Here is a 15,772-nt window from a genome sequence, read left to right as displayed (position 1 = left end):
CTCCAGGAAGGGGATCGGGTCGAGTTCGACATCACCCAGGGTCCCAAGGGACCGCAGGCGGCCAACGTAGTCAAGGCCAAGTAATCCCTCACAATTTCAGGGTTTCTACCTGGGAACGAAAAAACCCCCCGGCGGGGAATCTCGCCGGGGGGTTTTGCTTGGAAGGATCGCTTCCGCCTCAGAGATCCTTTTCGGAAGGGTCGGAAGGCAGAAGAATCCTTTCTACTTTGGGGATTTTCAACCACGAACCGGCGATCAGGATTTTCCGTTTCTCGAAACCGGCCTGTGCTTGCGGGTTCGCCTTCGGCATCTTTTTCCCTTCCGGGGAGGGGGTTCCTTCTTTTCCGGCGAACCTTGCCAATACCATCGCCATCCCGAAGTCCAGTTTTGCCATATCGTCCCCCCGAACCTCTTTTTCCATCGACCCGGTGAGGTTTCCAAACAACCAAGGAATATGTTGCGTCGCGTTACCCCAAGAGGATACGATTCCGACAAAGGCAAACCGGGAATTTCCCGGGTGCCATGACATCACCGATGGAGCACGGAATCGATCGTTTGGTTGACCGTAAGAAGAAACCTCTCAAGGAAATTGAACGAGGATTTTTATTCCCCGTCAAGGTAAATCTCCTGCCCCTGGGTAACCATTGCGAAAACCGATGGAAATGGTCGATCGAAAAAGACGACCGCCCGCAAAGTCCCTCTCATCAAGGGCTGGAAGAGCGTTTCAGAAATTCCCGCATCGATCGGGAATCGTGGTGACCGTTCTTTTTAAAGGGGAAAAAGGATTCTTCCCCGGGACGCCTTCGGAAGGGAAAACGAAGGCAAGGGAACCCTCCTCTTGTCCACGAGCACGGTCCATGAACCCGATGGTTTCGAAGACGCGCAACGAGTCCCACGCAGAGGTCGGGGCGGGAAAACGTTCCTTTCCCATTTCCTTCCGATATATTATCCTGATTCACCATGAAGTGCGCCGGCATCATCGCCAAGCACACCGATCCCCGGGCGAAGAAGATCGTTTCCGACCTGACCGAATGGATCGAGGCGCGCGGAAGACGCGTCGTGCTCGACAAGGAGACCGCCGCGCTCGTGCAGCACGGCGATGCCGTGCCCCGATCGAACCTCCCGGACAAGTGCGACTTTTTGATCGTCATCGGAGGCGACGGGACGCTTCTCTCCGCCGCGCGGGTCGTGGGAATCTCGGGGAAGCCGATTCTCGGGGTGAACCTCGGGTCGCTCGGGTTCATGACCGCGATCACCCTGGAGGAATTGTATCCGGTACTCGAGCGCATCTTCCACTACGACTTCGCCTACGACGAGCGGATGATGCTCGTCGCCCACGTGCACCGGATGGGGGAGCGGGTCGCCAACTACACGGTGCTGAACGATGTCGTCGTCAACAAGGGGGCGCTCGCCAAGATCATCGACATCGAGACCACGATCGATGAGATGTTCCTCTCGTCGTTCAAGGCGGACGGGCTGATCATCTCCACTCCCACCGGCTCGACGGGGTACTCCCTCGCCGCGCAGGGGCCGATTCTCTATCCGACGTTGCGCGCCATCGTCATCACCCCGATCTGTCCGCACACCCTTACGAACCGGCCGATCGTCATCCCCGACGACATGGAGGTCCGGGTGAAGCTGCGGTCCCGGGAGACCGACGTCTTCCTCACGCTGGACGGGCAGGTGGGACTCGGGATCCGGGCGGATGACGTGATCGAGGTGAAGAAGGCGTCCGCGCCGCTCCGCTTCTTCCGCTCCCCCTTCAAGGATTACTTCGCCGTTCTTCGGACAAAGCTCAAGTGGGGAGAGCGGTGACTCCTTCCCCCAGATGCTGATCGAACTCTCCGTACGCAATCTCGCCATCTTCCGCGACGTGCGCGTGCCGTTCGCGCCGGGGCTGAACATCGTCACGGGGGAGACGGGGGCGGGCAAATCGATCCTCGTGGAGGCGGTCCGCCTCGCGCTGGGAGAGAGGGCGGACCCGACGGCCGTGAAGTCGGGGGAGGCGGAAGCGGAGGTGTCCGCGCGCTTCGACCTCTCCGGGCGCGCGGACCTCAAGGAGGCGTGGGAGGAGGCGGGCTTTCCGTGGGAGGAGGAACTGGTGCTCCGGCGGGTCATCCCCGCCGCGGGGCGCAGCCGGGCCTATTTCAACGGCCGGATGGTCTCGCAGACCGCCCTCGCGGACTTGTCGCCGCTGCTCGTGGAGCTTGTGGGGCAACACAGCGTCGTCCACCTCCTGTCGCGGGCGGCCGCGCTGTCGGCGGTGGACGATTTTTCGAAAACCGCGCAGGAGGCGGCGGAGATGCGCGGCCTCTACCGGCGGATCTCCGCCCTCCGGAGGAACGTGGAGGAGTCGGAGTCGCGCGGGGCGAACGCGCGCGAGCGGGGGGAGCACCTCGATTTCCAGGTCCAGGAGCTGACCCGGGCCGCCCTGAGCCCCGAGGAGGAGGAAAAACTCGCCGCGGACCTCCAACTCTTCCGCAACGCCGCGAAGGTGCTTTCGGCCCTCCGGGGGGCCGAAGACGCCCTTTCCTCCTCGGAGCATTCCTCCGTCGCCTCGCTCTCCTTCGCCGCCGCGAGGCTGAAGGAGGCGGCGGCGGTCGACCCGAGGATCGCCGGCCTTGTGGAGCGCGTCCGGTCGCTCGGGATCGAGGCGCAGGAACTGGCCCGGGAGCTTTCCGGGCTGTCGGCGGCGGTCGACCTGTCGGCCGAAGCGATGGAAAGGACGGAGGAAAGGCTGAGCGAGATCCGGCGCCTGAGGAGGAAATACGGGACCGACGTGCCGGGGCTTCTGGCGATGCTCACGGAACTGCGGGCGGAGCGGGAGAGGCTCGAGGGGGCGCAGGAGGAGGCGAGACGGTTGCGGGAGCAGCTGCGGAACGAGGAGGAGGCAGGCGTGCGCGCGGCCACGGAGCTTGGCAGGAAGCGGCGCGAGGGAGCGAAACGGATGGGGCCCGCGGTCGGGAAGGAGCTTTCCCGGGTGGCGCTTGCCGGAGCGAAGTTCCGGGTCGAACTCGTTTCCCGCCCGCCCGGGCCGGAATCCCTCTCGGCGCACGGGTTCGACGAGGCGGAGTTCCTGTTCTGCGCGAATCCGGGTCAGGAGATGCGCCCTCTCTCCACGACGGCTTCGGGAGGGGAGCTTTCGCGCGTCATGCTCGCTCTCCGCAATGCCTCCGCGCGGGGGCGGGGGAACCGGACGATGGTGTTCGACGAGATCGACACGGGGATCGGCGGCAGGGTGGCGGAGCGCGTGGGGGCGTGCCTGAGAGGACTCTCCGCGACGGCGCAAGTGGTCTGCGTCACCCACCTTCCGCAGGTGGCCGCCTTCGCGGACGCCCATCTGCTGGTCGTCAAGCAGTCCGGGAAAGGCTCGGTCGCCACCGGGGTGCAAGCGTTGTCGAAACAGGATAGGATTAAGGAACTTGCGCGCATGATCTCGGGAGCCGACGTGACCGAGGAAGCGCAGGCGCACGCGAGGGAACTGATCGAGGGAGCGGCGCGGGGATGATCCGAAAGGCCCGGATGGGGGACGTCAAGGCCATCCAGAAACTGATCGCCGACTACGCGCGCAAGGGGGATATGCTCCCCCGGGCGCTGAGCGAAATCTACGAGAACCTGCGCGACTACTTCGTGTACACCGGCGACGGCGGCGAGGTGATCGGGTCCGCCGCCATCCACATCATGTGGGAGGACCTGGCCGAAGTGCGTTCGCTTGCCGTTCGTGACGGGCACATGGGGAAAGGGGTGGGGACGAAGCTCGTCGAGGCGTGCGTCTCCGAGGCGATCGTCCTCGGCATCCTGCGGGTCTTCGCCCTGACCTACAAGCCGGAGTTCTTCGAGAAGATGGGGTTTGTCCGGGTGGACAAGTCCGTACTGCCCCAGAAGATCTGGACGGACTGTCTCAAGTGTTCCAAGTTCCCCGACTGCGACGAGGTCGCCCTGGTGTCCGATCTGTCCGGGTTGCTGCGTGCCTGACCGGCTCTTCGGTCTGGTGAAACGGGAGGTCTCCCGCCGGGGCGGGGGCGAGTCGGAGCTGTGGGTCCGGCGCGCCCGCGTCCGCAGGTACGAGGCGCGCGAAGGCGGGATCGACGCCATCTCTTTCTCGGATACGGTTTCCCTCGGGGTCCGCGTTTTCCGGGAGGGGAGGATGGGCTTTTCCTACGGGTTCGGGGAGGGGGAGGACGACGTTCGTCATACCGTGGAGGCGGCGATCTTCTGCGCGGACGCCTCCGACCGGGATGACGCCTACGGTCTGCCGGAGGACGGGGAGGAATGTCCCCCGGGGGCCGGAGAGCACCGCGTACCGCAACTCTACGACCCTTCCTGCGAAACGGTGGGGGATCACGAAAAGGCGGACTTCGCCCGCGAGCTGGAAAGCCGCGCACTCGCCCTCGATCCCCGGATGAAGCGGGTGCGGACCGCGTCGCTCACGGAGACGGTGGCGGGGGAGTGGTTCCGGAACTCCCGGGGGAGGGAAGGCGCCCAGCGCGAGTCCTGGTATTACGCCTCCGTGGACTCCGTGGCCGAGGAGGGGGCGGAGGGGCAGACGGGATACGGGTTCGGGTTCGCCCGACGGCTCGTAGACCTTCAGCCGAACGGGATCGCGGAGGAGAGCGGGGGGAGGGCTCTCCGGATGCTCGGGAGCCGCACCCTGCCGACCGGCCGCGCCGCCGCCCTCCTGGAGAACGGGGTGACGGCCGACCTTCTCGAGGTGCTGGCCCCCTCGTTTCTCGCCCCGCAGGTCGCCAAGGGGAAATCGATCTTCGCGGGGAAGATCGGCCGGACCGTCGCCTCGCCCTGCGTGGAGGTGGTCGACGACCCGCTCGACCCGCAGGGGGCGGGGGCCACGGTCTTCGACGGAGAAGGGGTTTCCTCGCGCCGGAACGTCCTGATCCGGAGCGGGACGCTCGCCTCGTTCCTGGCCGACTCGTTCTGGGGAAGGAGGATCGGGACGGGGACGACGGCGAGCCTCAGGCGGCCGTCGCCCAAGGTTCCTCCGGCAGTCGGCACGGGCGGGCTGCGCATGACGGCGGGACACCGGACCGTGGGGCAGATGCTGTCGGAGCTCGGGGAGGGCGTGATCCTGAAGGAGCTGTTGGGGATCCACACGGCGGATCCGGTGTCGGGAGACTTCTCCGTGGGGGCCTCGGGAGTCCGGTTTCAGGGGGGCGAGGAGAAGGAACCGGTCCGCGGATTCGCCGTTTCCGGGAACGTCCTCTCGCTTTTCCGGGACGTCGTGGCCGTCGGGGACGATTTCCGGTGGTTCGGAAGGACGGGGTGCCCGTCTCTCGCCGTTTCCGCCGTGGAGATCGGGGGAGCTTAACGGGATGGCCTCGGAACCGTTGTTCGTCTTCGACCTGGACAACACCCTCTACCCTCCCCACGTTCACCTGTGGAGGCTCGTGGATGCCCGGATCGAGCACTATGTGCAGGACCGGCTCGGCGTGGACCCGCCGACGGCCGGACGCGTCCGCAAGGATTTCCTCCGGGAGTTCGGGACGACGCTGCGCGGGCTCATGCATCATCACGGGGTGTCCCCCTCCGAGTATCTCGAGTTCGTTCACGATGTCCCCATCCCCGAGATCGTGCCGCCGAGACCGGAACTGGGGGCGATGCTCTCCTGCCTGCCGGGCAGGCGCGTGGTGTTCACCAACGGGTCCGAATCGTACGCCCGCCGGGTTCTCTCGGCGCTGGGGGTTTCGGACCTGATGGACGGGATTTACGGGATCGAGTTCATGGAATATATCGCCAAGCCGTCCCGCTACCCGTACGAGAAGCTTCTGCGGGCGAACGGGACCAGCCCGAGGGATTCCCTCTTCTGCGAGGACCTTCGGGAGAACCTGGTCCCGGCCCGCGAACTGGGGATGTTCTCCGTCTGGGTGGGAGGCCGGGAAGAGGGATTTCCCGCGCACGCGGTCATCGAGGACGTGTGCGACCTTCCCCGGGTCCTTCCCCGGTTCCTGGCCAACGGGACCGGCGTAGCGCGGAAAAGGGACCGCGGCGCTGGGTAGGGCGCGGAGGGCGGGCGAACGGCCCCCCGAACGGAGGGGCTACATCGGAGGAGGAATTTCATGACGGAAGAGAAAAAGAAACGAAGGTACTGGAAACGGAGCCCGCGCAGGAAGAAGGAGAGCGAGGCGCCCGGGACACCCGCCGCCGGCGGGGAGGCAGGAACTCCCTCCGCGGAAGGGCCGGAGAGCCGGACCGTATCCGACGAGCCGGTCGAAGCGGCGCCGGAAAATCTCGAGGTCGCCGAGGCGATCGACTCGCAGGACGGCGTCCGGAAAGGTCGCCGCCGGAGCCGCCGGCGGGGCCGGGGCCGCGGAAAACAGCAGGCCGCAGCGGTTCCGGGGGAGGAAATGCCCGCGGCCGCACCGGAGGGCGAAGGCGCGGGGGAGATGCGGGAGGAAGGGGACGCCGGGCAGGAACCGGCCGAACCGGCGGAAGGGCCGACCGTCGAGCGGCAGGCCGGTGGGGAGGAGGCGCAGGCGCGCTCCGGGGAAACCGCGGAAACCGGGGAAGCGGCGGGAACGGAGCGGAAAGGACGCCGCCGGGGCCGCAGGCGCGGAAGGCGACGGGGGAAGAAGGGAACGGCAGACGCCGGGCAGGAGGCGGCAGCCGCCGAGGGCGGTGCGCAGGATGCTCCCCTCCCGGAGCCGGAAGTTCCCGCGGGGGCCGAAGGGACGTTGTCCGAGGAACCCGCCCGGGCCGAGGAAGAGGAGGTCGGGGAGGAAGAGGTCGGGGAAGAAGAGGAGGGGGAAGAGGTTCCGGCCGGAAAGGGTCCGAAGAAGGGGATGCTCATCGACGGGACCCATCCCGAGGAGATCCGCGTCGCCATCGTCAGTGACGGCGTTCTCGACTACTTCGAGGTGGAGAACCAGCGCAAGAAGCAGTTCAAGGGGAACATCTACAAGGCGCGCGTGGTCAATGTCGCCCAGGCGATCGAGGCCGCCTTCGTCGAATTCGGCGGCGGGCGGCACGGGTTTCTTCCCCTGAACGAATACTGCGGCGGGGCACTCATCGAAAATCTCGAAACGTGGAACGAGGGGGACCGGCGGCCCCATCTGCGCCCGGGGATGGAGATCCTCGTGCAGGTCACCAAGGAGGAGTCGCCCATCAAGGGGGCGGCGGTCACGTCGTACATCAGCATCGCGGGACGGTACCTGGTGATGATGCTGGGGATGAAGCGGTACGGCATTTCGAAGAAGATCACCGGCGAGAAGGATCGGGAGCGGATCCGGAAGAACATGGAGAAGCTCACATACCCCGACCACCTGGGATTCATCGTGCGCACCGTGGGGGCGGGGCAGCCGCTGAAGGACCTCCGGGCGGACCTTACCAACCTGATCAAGCTGTGGGACCGGACGGTGGAGGGGGCGCGCGCCGAGAAGGCCCCCGCGCTGCTCTACGAGGAGCAGGACATCGTCATCCGGACCCTTCGGGACAACTACTCCTCGGACATCGTCGAGGTCCTCATGGATTCGCCCGCCTCCCTGCGGAAAGCGTCGGATTTCTTCGACGTCTACTACCCGAAGCAGAAAAGCAAGCTCAAGTTGTACCAGCAGAAGCGCCCCCTCTTCTTCAAGTTCAACCTGGAAGAACAGATCGAGCGGGCCTGTATTCGCAAGGTGCCTCTGCCGTCGGGGGGGCACATCGTGATCGACCGGACCGAAGCGCTGTGGTCCATCGACGTCAACTCGGGGAGGTCCTCCAAGGACCGCGACATCGAGGACACCGCCTTCCGGACGAACAAGGAGGCGGCCGCCGAGGTGACCCGCCAGCTCCGGATCCGGGACATGGGGGGGCTGATCGTCGTGGACTTCATCGACATGGAGCACCGCAACCACAACAAGGAGGTGGAGCGGATCCTCAAGGAGGGGCTGAAACGGGACAAGGCGAAGGCCGACGTCTCCAGCCTGGGGAAGTTCGGCCTGGTGGCCATCAGCCGGCAGAGGATGGGGATATCCTTCTACGACGTGATGTTCAAGGCGTGCGAGGTGTGCAGCGGCACGGGATATCTCTCCACGCTCGACGCGGCGGTGGTGAAGCTGATGCGGAGGATCCACGGAGACCTCGCCCACGAGCAGGGGAAGGAACTCGTCCTGCGGGTTTCGCCCTCCCTGCTGGAGGCGATCGTGAACCAGAAGCGGGAGGAGATCGGCCGGCTGGAGAAGTTGTGCGGCTCCCGGGTCGTCTTCCAGGCCGACCCCTCGCTTCCCGCCCTCGCGTTTGCCGCGGCGGGGGGACAGGGGACATGACGACGGATCTGTCCTTCCTCGAGCGGAAAACCCAGGACCGCCTGAACCGGCTTTGCCGGCGGTACATCCGCGTCGCCTTCTTCTACCTCGTCCTGGGGCTTTTGCTCGGCGTGGGGATGCTCGCCTTCGGGAACGACAACTTCCAGTTCGTCCACGTCCACATGCTTCTCGTCGGGTTCGTCCTGTTCCTCATCTACGGCATCGGGTACAAACTGATCCCGACGATGTTCTTCGGGCTCCCGAAAGTGGGGAACATCGGATGGGCGGAAGCGCAGTTCTGGCTCGCGAACATCGGCCTCGCCGGCCTGCTCGCCGGCGCGATGATGCCCGTGGGGTTCGGCCTGGACCGGATCGCCCTCCTCTTCGGAACGATCGAGGCGGCCGCCGGGATCCTCTTCGTCGTCCTGATGGGGAAGACGATCCGTCCGGAGCCGCCGGCTAGTGGAGGATCAAAGTAGCGGCGCGTCGGGCCGGAAGTTCCGGAAGCCGTACTCTCCCTCCGCGGTGAGGGTGAAGTACCGCCACTCCTCCTTCCACGAGGGAAGGATCACGAGGATCTTGGTCGCCTCGCCTTGGGCGAAACGCAGGATCCGCTCCGTGTGAAAGTGCCCCAGGATGACGAAGTCCACGCCGGAGGCGAACATCCGAAGGGCGAACTCGCGGGACTCCCTCTCCGGGAACGATTCCTTGAAGCGCGGGTTGGTCTTTTTGAGCTTCCTCTCCAGGCGGTCGGCGACCGGGAGCACGAGGGAGGGGGGCAGGACGGAAAGGACGCCGTAGGCCAGGGGATTCTTCGACAGGGTCTTCCAGAACCGGTAGGCGAGGTCGGCCCGGTTCACGGTGTCGCCGTGAGACAGGGACACGATCCGGGATCCCACCGCGGCGCGCATCTCCCCCTCCGAGACGGCGTGGAACGTGCTTCCTTCGTGGGTTTTTTTCAGATAGAAATCCCGGTTTCCCTCCACGTAATATAAGCGAAGGCCCCCGCGCCGCAATTCCTGCAGGCGCTCGATCACGGGCTTCTGGAACTTGAACGTAAGCCCCGGGGACCCGAACCACAGGTCGAAGATGTCGCCCAGCAGGAACAGGGCGATCCCTTCGGCCGCGGCCTCTTCCGCCAGGCTCAGGAAATTTCGGGTGTGCAGGTCATCCTGGCTCAGGTGGGCGTCGGAAAGAAAGATCGCCCTGTCCAGTGCGATGGGGGCTTCCGGTTCCATACGCGGAATACGATAGCACAAGAACTCCGGGGGATACGCCGATGTCGCCGCTTGCCGGTATCCGGGTCCTCGACCTGTCGCTCCAGCTTCCCGGCCCTTTCTGCACGCTGATGATGGCCGATTCCGGCGCCGACGTCGTCAAGGTGGACGAACCGTCGCCGCGGGTGCGCAACCCCTTCTCGGGGGAGGAGTGGGGTCAAAGCCCCGCGGACCGGTATCTCAACCGCGGGAAGCGCAGCATGACGCTCGACCTGAAGTCGGAGAAGGGGAAAAAGATCTTCCGCACCCTCGCGCAAGAAGCCGACGTCGTGGTCGAAGGTTTCCGCCCCGGCGTGGTGCAGCGGCTCGGGGTCGATTACGCCACGCTTTCCGGGGCGAACCCGCGCCTGGTGTACTGCTCCATTTCGGGGTACGGGCAGACCGGCCCGATGCGGGACGTGGCGGGGCACGACATCAACTACATCTCCTACGCCGGCGTGCTCGGGTTATGCGGGCGGAAGGAAACGCCGCCTGCGATCCCGTCCGTCCAGATCGGGGACCTGTTCGGCGGGGCGATGATGGCCCTGACCGGGATCCTGATGGCGCTCCATGCGAGGCAGACCACGGGGAGGGGGCGTTGGGTGGACATCTCCATGACCGACGGAACGATGGCGATGCTTTCGATCCACGCGGCTGCGGTCCTTTCCGGGATGCCTCCCCCGGAGCGCGGGGCCATGATCCTCACGGGGATGTTTCCGTGCTACGAGACGTACCGGTGCGGGTGTGGCGGGTACGTGAGCGTCGGTTCCCTGGAGAGCTGGTTCTGGAAAAACCTGGTGATGGCGCTGGGGCGGGAGGATCTCATCGGCCTGCAGTATGCAACGGGCGACGAAGGTGCGCGCGTCAAGGCGGAGATGGGAAAAATCTTTGCTTCCCGGACGAGGGACGAATGGGTTTCCTTTTTTCAAGACAAGGATGTCTGCTTCTCGCCGGTCCTGTCGCTCGGGGAGGCGTTCGAACACCCGAACGCACAAGCCCGGGGGATGGTCGTGGAGGTGGAATCCCCGCTCGGAGGAAGGGACAGGCAGCCCGGGCTTCCCCTGAAGTTTCTCTCGCGGGACCGGGAAGGGGACGGACATCGGAGGACGGCCCCGCCCGCACGGTCCCCACGGCTTGGGGAACACGACGAGGAGATACTGGCGAAGCTCGGCTACCGGGACGAGCAGATCGCCGACCTCCGCAAACAGGGCGTGATCCGGAGGAGGTGACGCGGGGGGAGGAAACCGGTTCGTCCGGCGGGTCATCGGATAAAATGGAGAAAAAGCCAAACGAACGATCTCGGGGAACGGAGAGCGATATGGAACCGCCGTTGCTGTCAGTGCTACGGGAGGACGGTTCGGTCGATCCGGCGCTGGACCCAGCCTTGCCGAACGAGGACCTCCTGTTTCTGTTCCGGAAGATGCTCCTCCTCCGGGCCCTGGATGAAAAGGCGATCAGTCTCCAGCGGTCGGGCCGGATCGGGTTTTTCGTCCCGAGCACCGGACAGGAGGCGTCGGAGATCGGCTCCGGCTTCGCCCTGAAAGAAGGAGACTGGGTCTTCCCCTCCTACCGGGATCAAGGTGCAGCTCTCGTACGGGGCTATCCGCTCTCCTCCATCGTCGGGCAGCTGTTCGGCAATGCCTCGGACGCGATCAAGGGGCACCAGATGCCCAACCACTGGTGCGACCGATCGATCAACCTGGTATCGGTGTCCAGCCCCGTCGCCACCCAGCTGCCGCAGGCGGTGGGAGCGGGCTACGCCGCGAAGCTCCGCGGGGACAAAATCGCGGTCATCGCCTTCTTCGGCGACGGGGGCTCTTCCACGGGCGATTTCCACGCGGCGATGAACTTCGCCGGCGTCTACGGGACCCCCACCGTCTTTTTCTGCAGCAACAACCAGTATGCGATCTCTCTTCCTTTCGCAAAGCAGACGGCTTCGGGCTCGATCGCGGAAAAGGCTGCCGCGTACGGGTTCGAGGGGGTCCGCGTGGACGGGAACGACCTCCTTGCGGTGTGCAAGGTCACCCGGGACGCACTCGAAAAAGCCCGGGCCGGGGGCGGACCGACGCTCATCGAAGCGCTGACCTACCGGATGGGGCCGCACTCCACCTCGGACGACCCTACGCGCTACCGGCCCGAGGAGGAACGTGCCGATTGGGCGAAGCGGGATCCCGTTAGCCGGTTTGCGGAGTATCTTCGGCGGGCGGGCGTCGTGGACGGGAAGACGGCGGAGACCCTGGCGGAGGAGGCGAGAGAAGAGGTCCAACGGGCCGTGAAGGAGTGCGAGGGCGCCCCGCCGGTTTCCCCGGAGTCACTGGTAGAGGATGTGTATGCGGAGATGCCGTGGCACCTGGCCGAGCAGAGAAAGCTCCTCTCGGGCGGGGAGGGATGACCCGATGGCGACCATGACGCTCATCCAGGCGATCCACTCCGCGCTGGCCGAGGAGATGGAGCGGAATCCCGCGGTCGTCCTCCTCGGGGAGGACATCGGAAAAAACGGGGGCGTCTTCCGGGCGACCGAGGGGCTTTGGGAACGGTTCGGCCCGGAACGGGTGATCGACACCCCTCTCGCGGAGTCGGGGATCGTCGGTATGGCGATCGGGATGGCGCTTTACGGCCTGCGCCCCGTTGCCGAGATCCAGTTCGTCGATTTCATCTATCCCGCCTTCGAGCAGATCGTGTCCGAGCTGGCCAAGTTCCGGTACCGGTCGGCGGGCCAGTTCCCCGCGCCCGTCGTGATCCGGACCCCGTCCGGGGGAGGGATCAAGGGAGGTCTGTACCACTCGCAGAGCCCGGAGGCGTATTTCGTCCATACCGCGGGGCTTACGGTTGTCATGCCGTCCGCCCCCGCGGACGGAAAGGGGCTTCTGACTTCCGCGATGCGGGGCCCGGATCCGGTGATCTTCCTGGAGCCCAAGGCGCTCTACCGGATCGCAAAGGGCGAGGTACCCGAAGGGGAATACGCCGTCCCCCTGGGGGTGGCGCGGATCGTGCGGGAGGGAACGGACGTCTCGCTCATCACCTACGGGGCGATGGTCCCGGTGGCGGATACGGCCGCGGAGGAGGCGGACAAGGAGGGGGTAAGCGTCGAGATCATCGATCTTCGCACGCTCTGGCCCCTCGACGTGGGGGCGGTCGACCGGTCGGTGCAGAAGACCGGCCGGGCGATCGTCCTGCACGAGGCGCCCCGGACCTGCGGGTTCGGGGCGGAGTTGTCGGCGCTGATCCAGGAGAGGTCGTTTCTGCATCTCAAGGCGCCCATCGCCCGCGTGACGGGCTTCGACACGCCGTTCCCGTACGCCCTCGAAAAGACGTACATACCGGACGCCCGCCGGGCGCTCGAGGCGATCCGCGCCGCGGTAAACTTCTGATCATGGGCCCCCCGCCGGTCCGGTCCCGCCGGGGTTTTCCGCAGCCCATCGACCTACCACCAGGAGGAGCCCTATGGCCGTAGCAAACTCGTACCGATTGCTGGTCGACGGGAAATGGATCGAGGACAAGGAGACGATGAAGGTCATCGACAAGTACACCGGGGAAACGATCGGGGTGGTCCCGGTGGCGTCGAAAAAGACGGTCGAAAAAGCGATCGGCGCGGCCCATGCGGCATTCCCCTCGTACTCGCGCCTGCCCGCCCACAAGCGTTTCCGGATCCTCGAGAAAACGAGCCAGCTGCTCGCGAAACATCAGGACGAGATCGCCACGATCATCTGCCGGGAGGCGGGGAAAGCCTGGAAATACTCCTTCGGAGAGGTGACGCGGGCGGTCGAGACCTTCCAGTTCTCCGCCGAGGAGGCCAAGCGCGTCCACGGCGAGACGATCCCGATGGACGCAAGCGTCGCGGGCGAGGGGCGGGTGGGGTTCTACCTGCGCTGCCCCGTGGGAGTGGTCTCCGCCATCACGCCGTTCAATTTCCCCCTGAACCTCGTCGCCCACAAGGTGGGGCCGGCGCTGGCGGCGGGTTGCACGCTCGTCCTCAAGCCGGCATCCACCACGCCGCTCACGGCGATCCGTCTCGGGGAGATCCTCGAGGAGGCGGGTCTTCCGCCCGGGGTCATGAACGTCGTCGTCGGCTCGGGGGGCACGGTGGGGGAGTGGATGACGACCGACCCGAGGGTCGCGAAGATCTCCTTCACGGGAAGCCCGCCGGTGGGGGAATCGATCATCCGGAAGGCGGGGCTGAAAAAGGTCACGATGGAGCTCGGGAACAACTCGGGGACGATCATCGAGCCCGACGCGGACCTCGACGCCGCGATCCCCCGATGCGCGGTCAGCGCCTTCGCCAACTCCGGCCAGGTCTGCATCTCCCTGCAGCGGCTCTACGTGCATCAATCGATCGCCAAGGAGTTCACGAAACGGTTCGTGGAGACCACGGCGAAACTCAAGGTGGGGAACCCCCTGGACAAGGACTGCGAGGTCGGGCCGATGATCGACGAGGCGGAGGCGATCCGGGCGGAAAGCTGGATCCGGGAGGCGGTCTCCGAAGGGGCGAAGGTGCTGATCGGCGGGAAGCGGGAGGGGAGGGTCCTCTACCCGACGGTCCTCGTCAACGCCCGCCCCGAGATGAAGGTCATGTGCCAGGAGGCGTTCGCCCCCCTCGTCTCGATCTACGAGTACGATACCTTCGAGAACGCGGTCGCGATGGTCGAGGACTCCCCGTACGGACTGCAGGCCGGGGTCTACACGAACGACCTGCGGAAGGCGATGTACGCGGTCGACCGGATCAACGTGGGCGGGATCATGATCAACGACACCTCCATCTTCCGGGTGGACCACATGCCGTACGGCGGCAACAAGCTGAGCGGCCTGGGCCGGGAAGGGGTCCGGTTCGCGGTCGAGGAGATGACCAGCATCAAGATGGTGGTCATCAAGCCGTAAGACCAGGGGTCGTTTTTCCGGCAAAGCATCCGCAATTCGGAATATGATTTTTCTTTATGCGGGGATGCGAAAAGAGGAGGGTTCCGGGTGGAGTTCGAACTTCGGCTTCCCGACATCGGGGAAGGGGTCGCGGAAGGAGAGATCGTCCGCTGGCTGGTCGCCGAAGGGACCCTCGTCAAGGAGGACGACCTGCTGGTCGAGATCCTGACCGACAAGGCGGCGATGGAGATGCCGTCCCCCGTGACCGGCGTTCTGGCGAAAATCGTGGCGCAGCCCGGACAGGTCGTGCAGGTCGGGGAGGTCCTGGCCGTCATCGAAGTGGCCGCAGAGGAATCCTCCGCGGCCGCAAAACCATCTTCCCCGGGAGGGGATGTCCTGGCCATTCCCGGAGTGCGCAAGCTGGCCAGGGACCACGGCGTGGACATCTCGACCGTTTCCGGGACGGGCCCGGAAGGGCGCGTGACCGAGGAGGATGTACGCGAAGCCGCCCGCGCTCCGGCCGCTCCTCCCGACGCACCGGGGACGGAGGAGCGCATCCCCTTCCGGGGAAAGCGCCGGATGGCCGCCAAGAAGATGGTTCTTTCCAAGTCGACGGTCCCCCACGCGCTCCTCGTCGACGAAGCGGACGCCACGAACCTCCTCGCGATGCGGGAGGACCTGAGGAAGATCGGGGCGAAGGAGGGGGTAAAGATCACGATCCTTCCCTTCCTCGTCCAGGCCGTCGTCACGGCGCTGCGCGCTTATCCCGCGATGAACGCGTCGCTCGACGAGTCCCGCGGCGAGATCGTGCGCAAGAAGCGGTATGACATCGGGATGGCCGTGGATAGCGAGGACGGGCTCGTCGTCCCGGTCATCCGCGAGGCGGGGGAGAAGACGATCGTGGAGATCGCCCGGGAGATCGAACGGCTTGCGGAGGGGGCGCGCAACGGAACGCTTCCTCTGTCCGACCTCTCCGGGAGCACCTTCACGATCACAAGCATCGGGTCGATCGGGGGGCTGTTCAGCTATCCCGTGATCCATGTCCCCGAAGCGGCGATCCTGGGCGTCCACAAGATCGTGAAACGCCCCGTCGTCCGGGACGGGAAGGTCGTCCCCCGCGACATGATGTACCTGAGCCTCTCGTTCGACCACCGGCTGATCGACGGGGGAACGGCCACCCGGTTCATGAACGACGTCATTTTGCGGATCGAATCGATTTCTCCTGCGTGAGGGATGCCGATGAGGAAGTTCGACCTCGTGGTGATCGGTGCGGGACCGGGCGGGTACGTGGCCGCGATCCGGGCGGCGCAGCTCGGCCTGCGGGTGGCGGTGGTGGAGAGGGACAAGCCGGGAGGCGTCTGCGTGAACTGGGGCTGCATCCCCTCCAAGGCGATCCTGAAAAGCGCCGACCTGTACCAGCAGATG

Annotated in this window: 16 protein-coding genes; 14 read left to right on the top strand and 2 right to left on the bottom strand. The window is 65.7% G+C overall.

What is annotated here, in order from left to right; translation table 11 throughout:
* Positions 1 to 178: 178 nt before the first annotated feature.
* Positions 179 to 394, bottom strand: a complete 216-nt coding sequence (locus VJ307_10145; GenBank protein ID HJX74502.1) for a hypothetical protein — start codon at positions 392 to 394, stop codon at positions 179 to 181.
* 140 nt (positions 395 to 534) lie between these two features.
* Between VJ307_10145 and VJ307_10140 the strand changes: the two genes are divergently transcribed.
* From VJ307_10140 to VJ307_10105, 8 genes are all read left to right on the top strand, one after another.
* Positions 535 to 759, top strand: a complete 225-nt coding sequence (locus VJ307_10140; protein HJX74501.1) for a hypothetical protein — start codon at positions 535 to 537, stop codon at positions 757 to 759.
* Positions 760 to 960: 201 nt separating this feature from the next.
* Complete coding sequence (locus VJ307_10135; GenBank protein HJX74500.1) at positions 961 to 1,815, top strand: NAD(+)/NADH kinase; 855 nt, start codon at positions 961 to 963, stop codon at positions 1,813 to 1,815.
* Between the two features lie 13 nt (positions 1,816 to 1,828).
* Entirely contained in the window at positions 1,829 to 3,508 is a 1,680-nt protein-coding gene (gene recN / locus VJ307_10130; protein ID HJX74499.1) for a DNA repair protein RecN, read from the top strand.
* A complete protein-coding gene (locus VJ307_10125) occupies positions 3,505 to 3,975 on the top strand; it encodes an N-acetyltransferase (protein ID HJX74498.1) in 471 nt (156 codons plus the stop codon). The genes recN and VJ307_10125 overlap by 4 nt, the downstream gene beginning before the upstream one ends.
* Entirely contained in the window at positions 3,968 to 5,323 is a 1,356-nt protein-coding gene (locus tag VJ307_10120) for a TldD/PmbA family protein (protein HJX74497.1), read from the top strand. The genes VJ307_10125 and VJ307_10120 overlap by 8 nt, the downstream gene beginning before the upstream one ends.
* 4 nt (positions 5,324 to 5,327) lie before the next feature.
* Positions 5,328 to 6,011, top strand: coding sequence for a pyrimidine 5'-nucleotidase (locus tag VJ307_10115; protein ID HJX74496.1), 684 nt, complete (start codon positions 5,328 to 5,330; stop codon positions 6,009 to 6,011).
* A gap of 60 nt (positions 6,012 to 6,071) precedes the next feature.
* A complete protein-coding gene (locus VJ307_10110) occupies positions 6,072 to 8,258 on the top strand; it encodes an Rne/Rng family ribonuclease (protein HJX74495.1) in 2,187 nt (728 codons plus the stop codon).
* Positions 8,255 to 8,716 (top strand): hypothetical protein, encoded by a 462-nt coding sequence (locus VJ307_10105; protein HJX74494.1) that lies wholly within the window; start codon positions 8,255 to 8,257, stop codon positions 8,714 to 8,716. The genes VJ307_10110 and VJ307_10105 overlap by 4 nt, the downstream gene beginning before the upstream one ends.
* Here VJ307_10105 and VJ307_10100 read toward each other — a convergent pair.
* Positions 8,708 to 9,475 (bottom strand): UDP-2,3-diacylglucosamine diphosphatase, encoded by a 768-nt coding sequence (locus VJ307_10100; protein ID HJX74493.1) that lies wholly within the window; start codon positions 9,473 to 9,475, stop codon positions 8,708 to 8,710. The genes VJ307_10105 and VJ307_10100 overlap by 9 nt on opposite strands.
* Before the next feature lie 41 nt (positions 9,476 to 9,516).
* Here VJ307_10100 and VJ307_10095 point away from each other — a divergent pair, with 41 nt between their 5' ends.
* The 6 genes from VJ307_10095 to VJ307_10070 all read left to right on the top strand — a co-directional run.
* Positions 9,517 to 10,722, top strand: coding sequence for a CaiB/BaiF CoA-transferase family protein (locus VJ307_10095; protein ID HJX74492.1), 1,206 nt, complete (start codon positions 9,517 to 9,519; stop codon positions 10,720 to 10,722).
* 110 nt (positions 10,723 to 10,832) lie between these two features.
* Positions 10,833 to 11,885: a pyruvate dehydrogenase (acetyl-transferring) E1 component subunit alpha gene (pdhA, locus tag VJ307_10090; GenBank protein HJX74491.1), complete on the top strand. Its 1,053-nt coding sequence runs from the start codon at positions 10,833 to 10,835 to the stop codon at positions 11,883 to 11,885.
* Positions 11,886 to 11,889: 4 nt separating this feature from the next.
* The gene (locus VJ307_10085; protein HJX74490.1) at positions 11,890 to 12,864 is read left to right on the top strand and encodes an alpha-ketoacid dehydrogenase subunit beta; all 975 of its coding nucleotides are present in this window, start codon (positions 11,890 to 11,892) and stop codon (positions 12,862 to 12,864) included.
* Between the two features lie 73 nt (positions 12,865 to 12,937).
* Complete coding sequence (locus tag VJ307_10080) at positions 12,938 to 14,368, top strand: aldehyde dehydrogenase family protein (protein HJX74489.1); 1,431 nt, start codon at positions 12,938 to 12,940, stop codon at positions 14,366 to 14,368.
* Positions 14,369 to 14,455: 87 nt separating this feature from the next.
* On the top strand, positions 14,456 to 15,577 hold the full coding sequence (locus VJ307_10075) for a dihydrolipoamide acetyltransferase family protein (GenBank protein HJX74488.1): 1,122 nt from the start codon (positions 14,456 to 14,458) through the stop codon (positions 15,575 to 15,577).
* 9 nt (positions 15,578 to 15,586) lie between these two features.
* A partial coding sequence (locus tag VJ307_10070) for an FAD-dependent oxidoreductase (protein HJX74487.1) occupies positions 15,587 to 15,772 on the top strand: 186 nt, incomplete at its 3' end.

It is taken from the genome of Candidatus Deferrimicrobiaceae bacterium (genome assembly GCA_035256765.1).
GTDB lineage: Bacteria > Desulfobacterota > Deferrimicrobia > Deferrimicrobiales > Deferrimicrobiaceae > CSP1-8.
The sequence above is the reverse complement of the archived record's forward strand: the minus strand, read 5'-3'. Positions and strand labels throughout refer to the sequence as shown.

What these genes read in the sequence shown, in the direction of transcription:
- VJ307_10145 (HJX74502.1), bottom strand. Translation starts at nt 394, where the DNA reads ATGGCAAAACTGGACTTCGGGATGGCGATGGTATTGGCAAGGTTCGCC.
- VJ307_10140 (HJX74501.1), top strand. Translation starts at nt 535, where the DNA reads ATGGAGCACGGAATCGATCGTTTGGTTGACCGTAAGAAGAAACCTCTC.
- VJ307_10135 (HJX74500.1), top strand. Translation starts at nt 961, where the DNA reads ATGAAGTGCGCCGGCATCATCGCCAAGCACACCGATCCCCGGGCGAAG.
- recN (HJX74499.1), top strand. Translation starts at nt 1,829, where the DNA reads ATGCTGATCGAACTCTCCGTACGCAATCTCGCCATCTTCCGCGACGTG.
- VJ307_10125 (HJX74498.1), top strand. Translation starts at nt 3,505, where the DNA reads ATGATCCGAAAGGCCCGGATGGGGGACGTCAAGGCCATCCAGAAACTG.
- VJ307_10115 (HJX74496.1), top strand. Translation starts at nt 5,328, where the DNA reads ATGGCCTCGGAACCGTTGTTCGTCTTCGACCTGGACAACACCCTCTAC.
- VJ307_10110 (HJX74495.1), top strand. Translation starts at nt 6,072, where the DNA reads ATGACGGAAGAGAAAAAGAAACGAAGGTACTGGAAACGGAGCCCGCGC.
- VJ307_10105 (HJX74494.1), top strand. Translation starts at nt 8,255, where the DNA reads ATGACGACGGATCTGTCCTTCCTCGAGCGGAAAACCCAGGACCGCCTG.
- VJ307_10100 (HJX74493.1), bottom strand. Translation starts at nt 9,475, where the DNA reads ATGGAACCGGAAGCCCCCATCGCACTGGACAGGGCGATCTTTCTTTCC.
- VJ307_10095 (HJX74492.1), top strand. Translation starts at nt 9,517, where the DNA reads ATGTCGCCGCTTGCCGGTATCCGGGTCCTCGACCTGTCGCTCCAGCTT.
- VJ307_10085 (HJX74490.1), top strand. Translation starts at nt 11,890, where the DNA reads ATGGCGACCATGACGCTCATCCAGGCGATCCACTCCGCGCTGGCCGAG.
- VJ307_10080 (HJX74489.1), top strand. Translation starts at nt 12,938, where the DNA reads ATGGCCGTAGCAAACTCGTACCGATTGCTGGTCGACGGGAAATGGATC.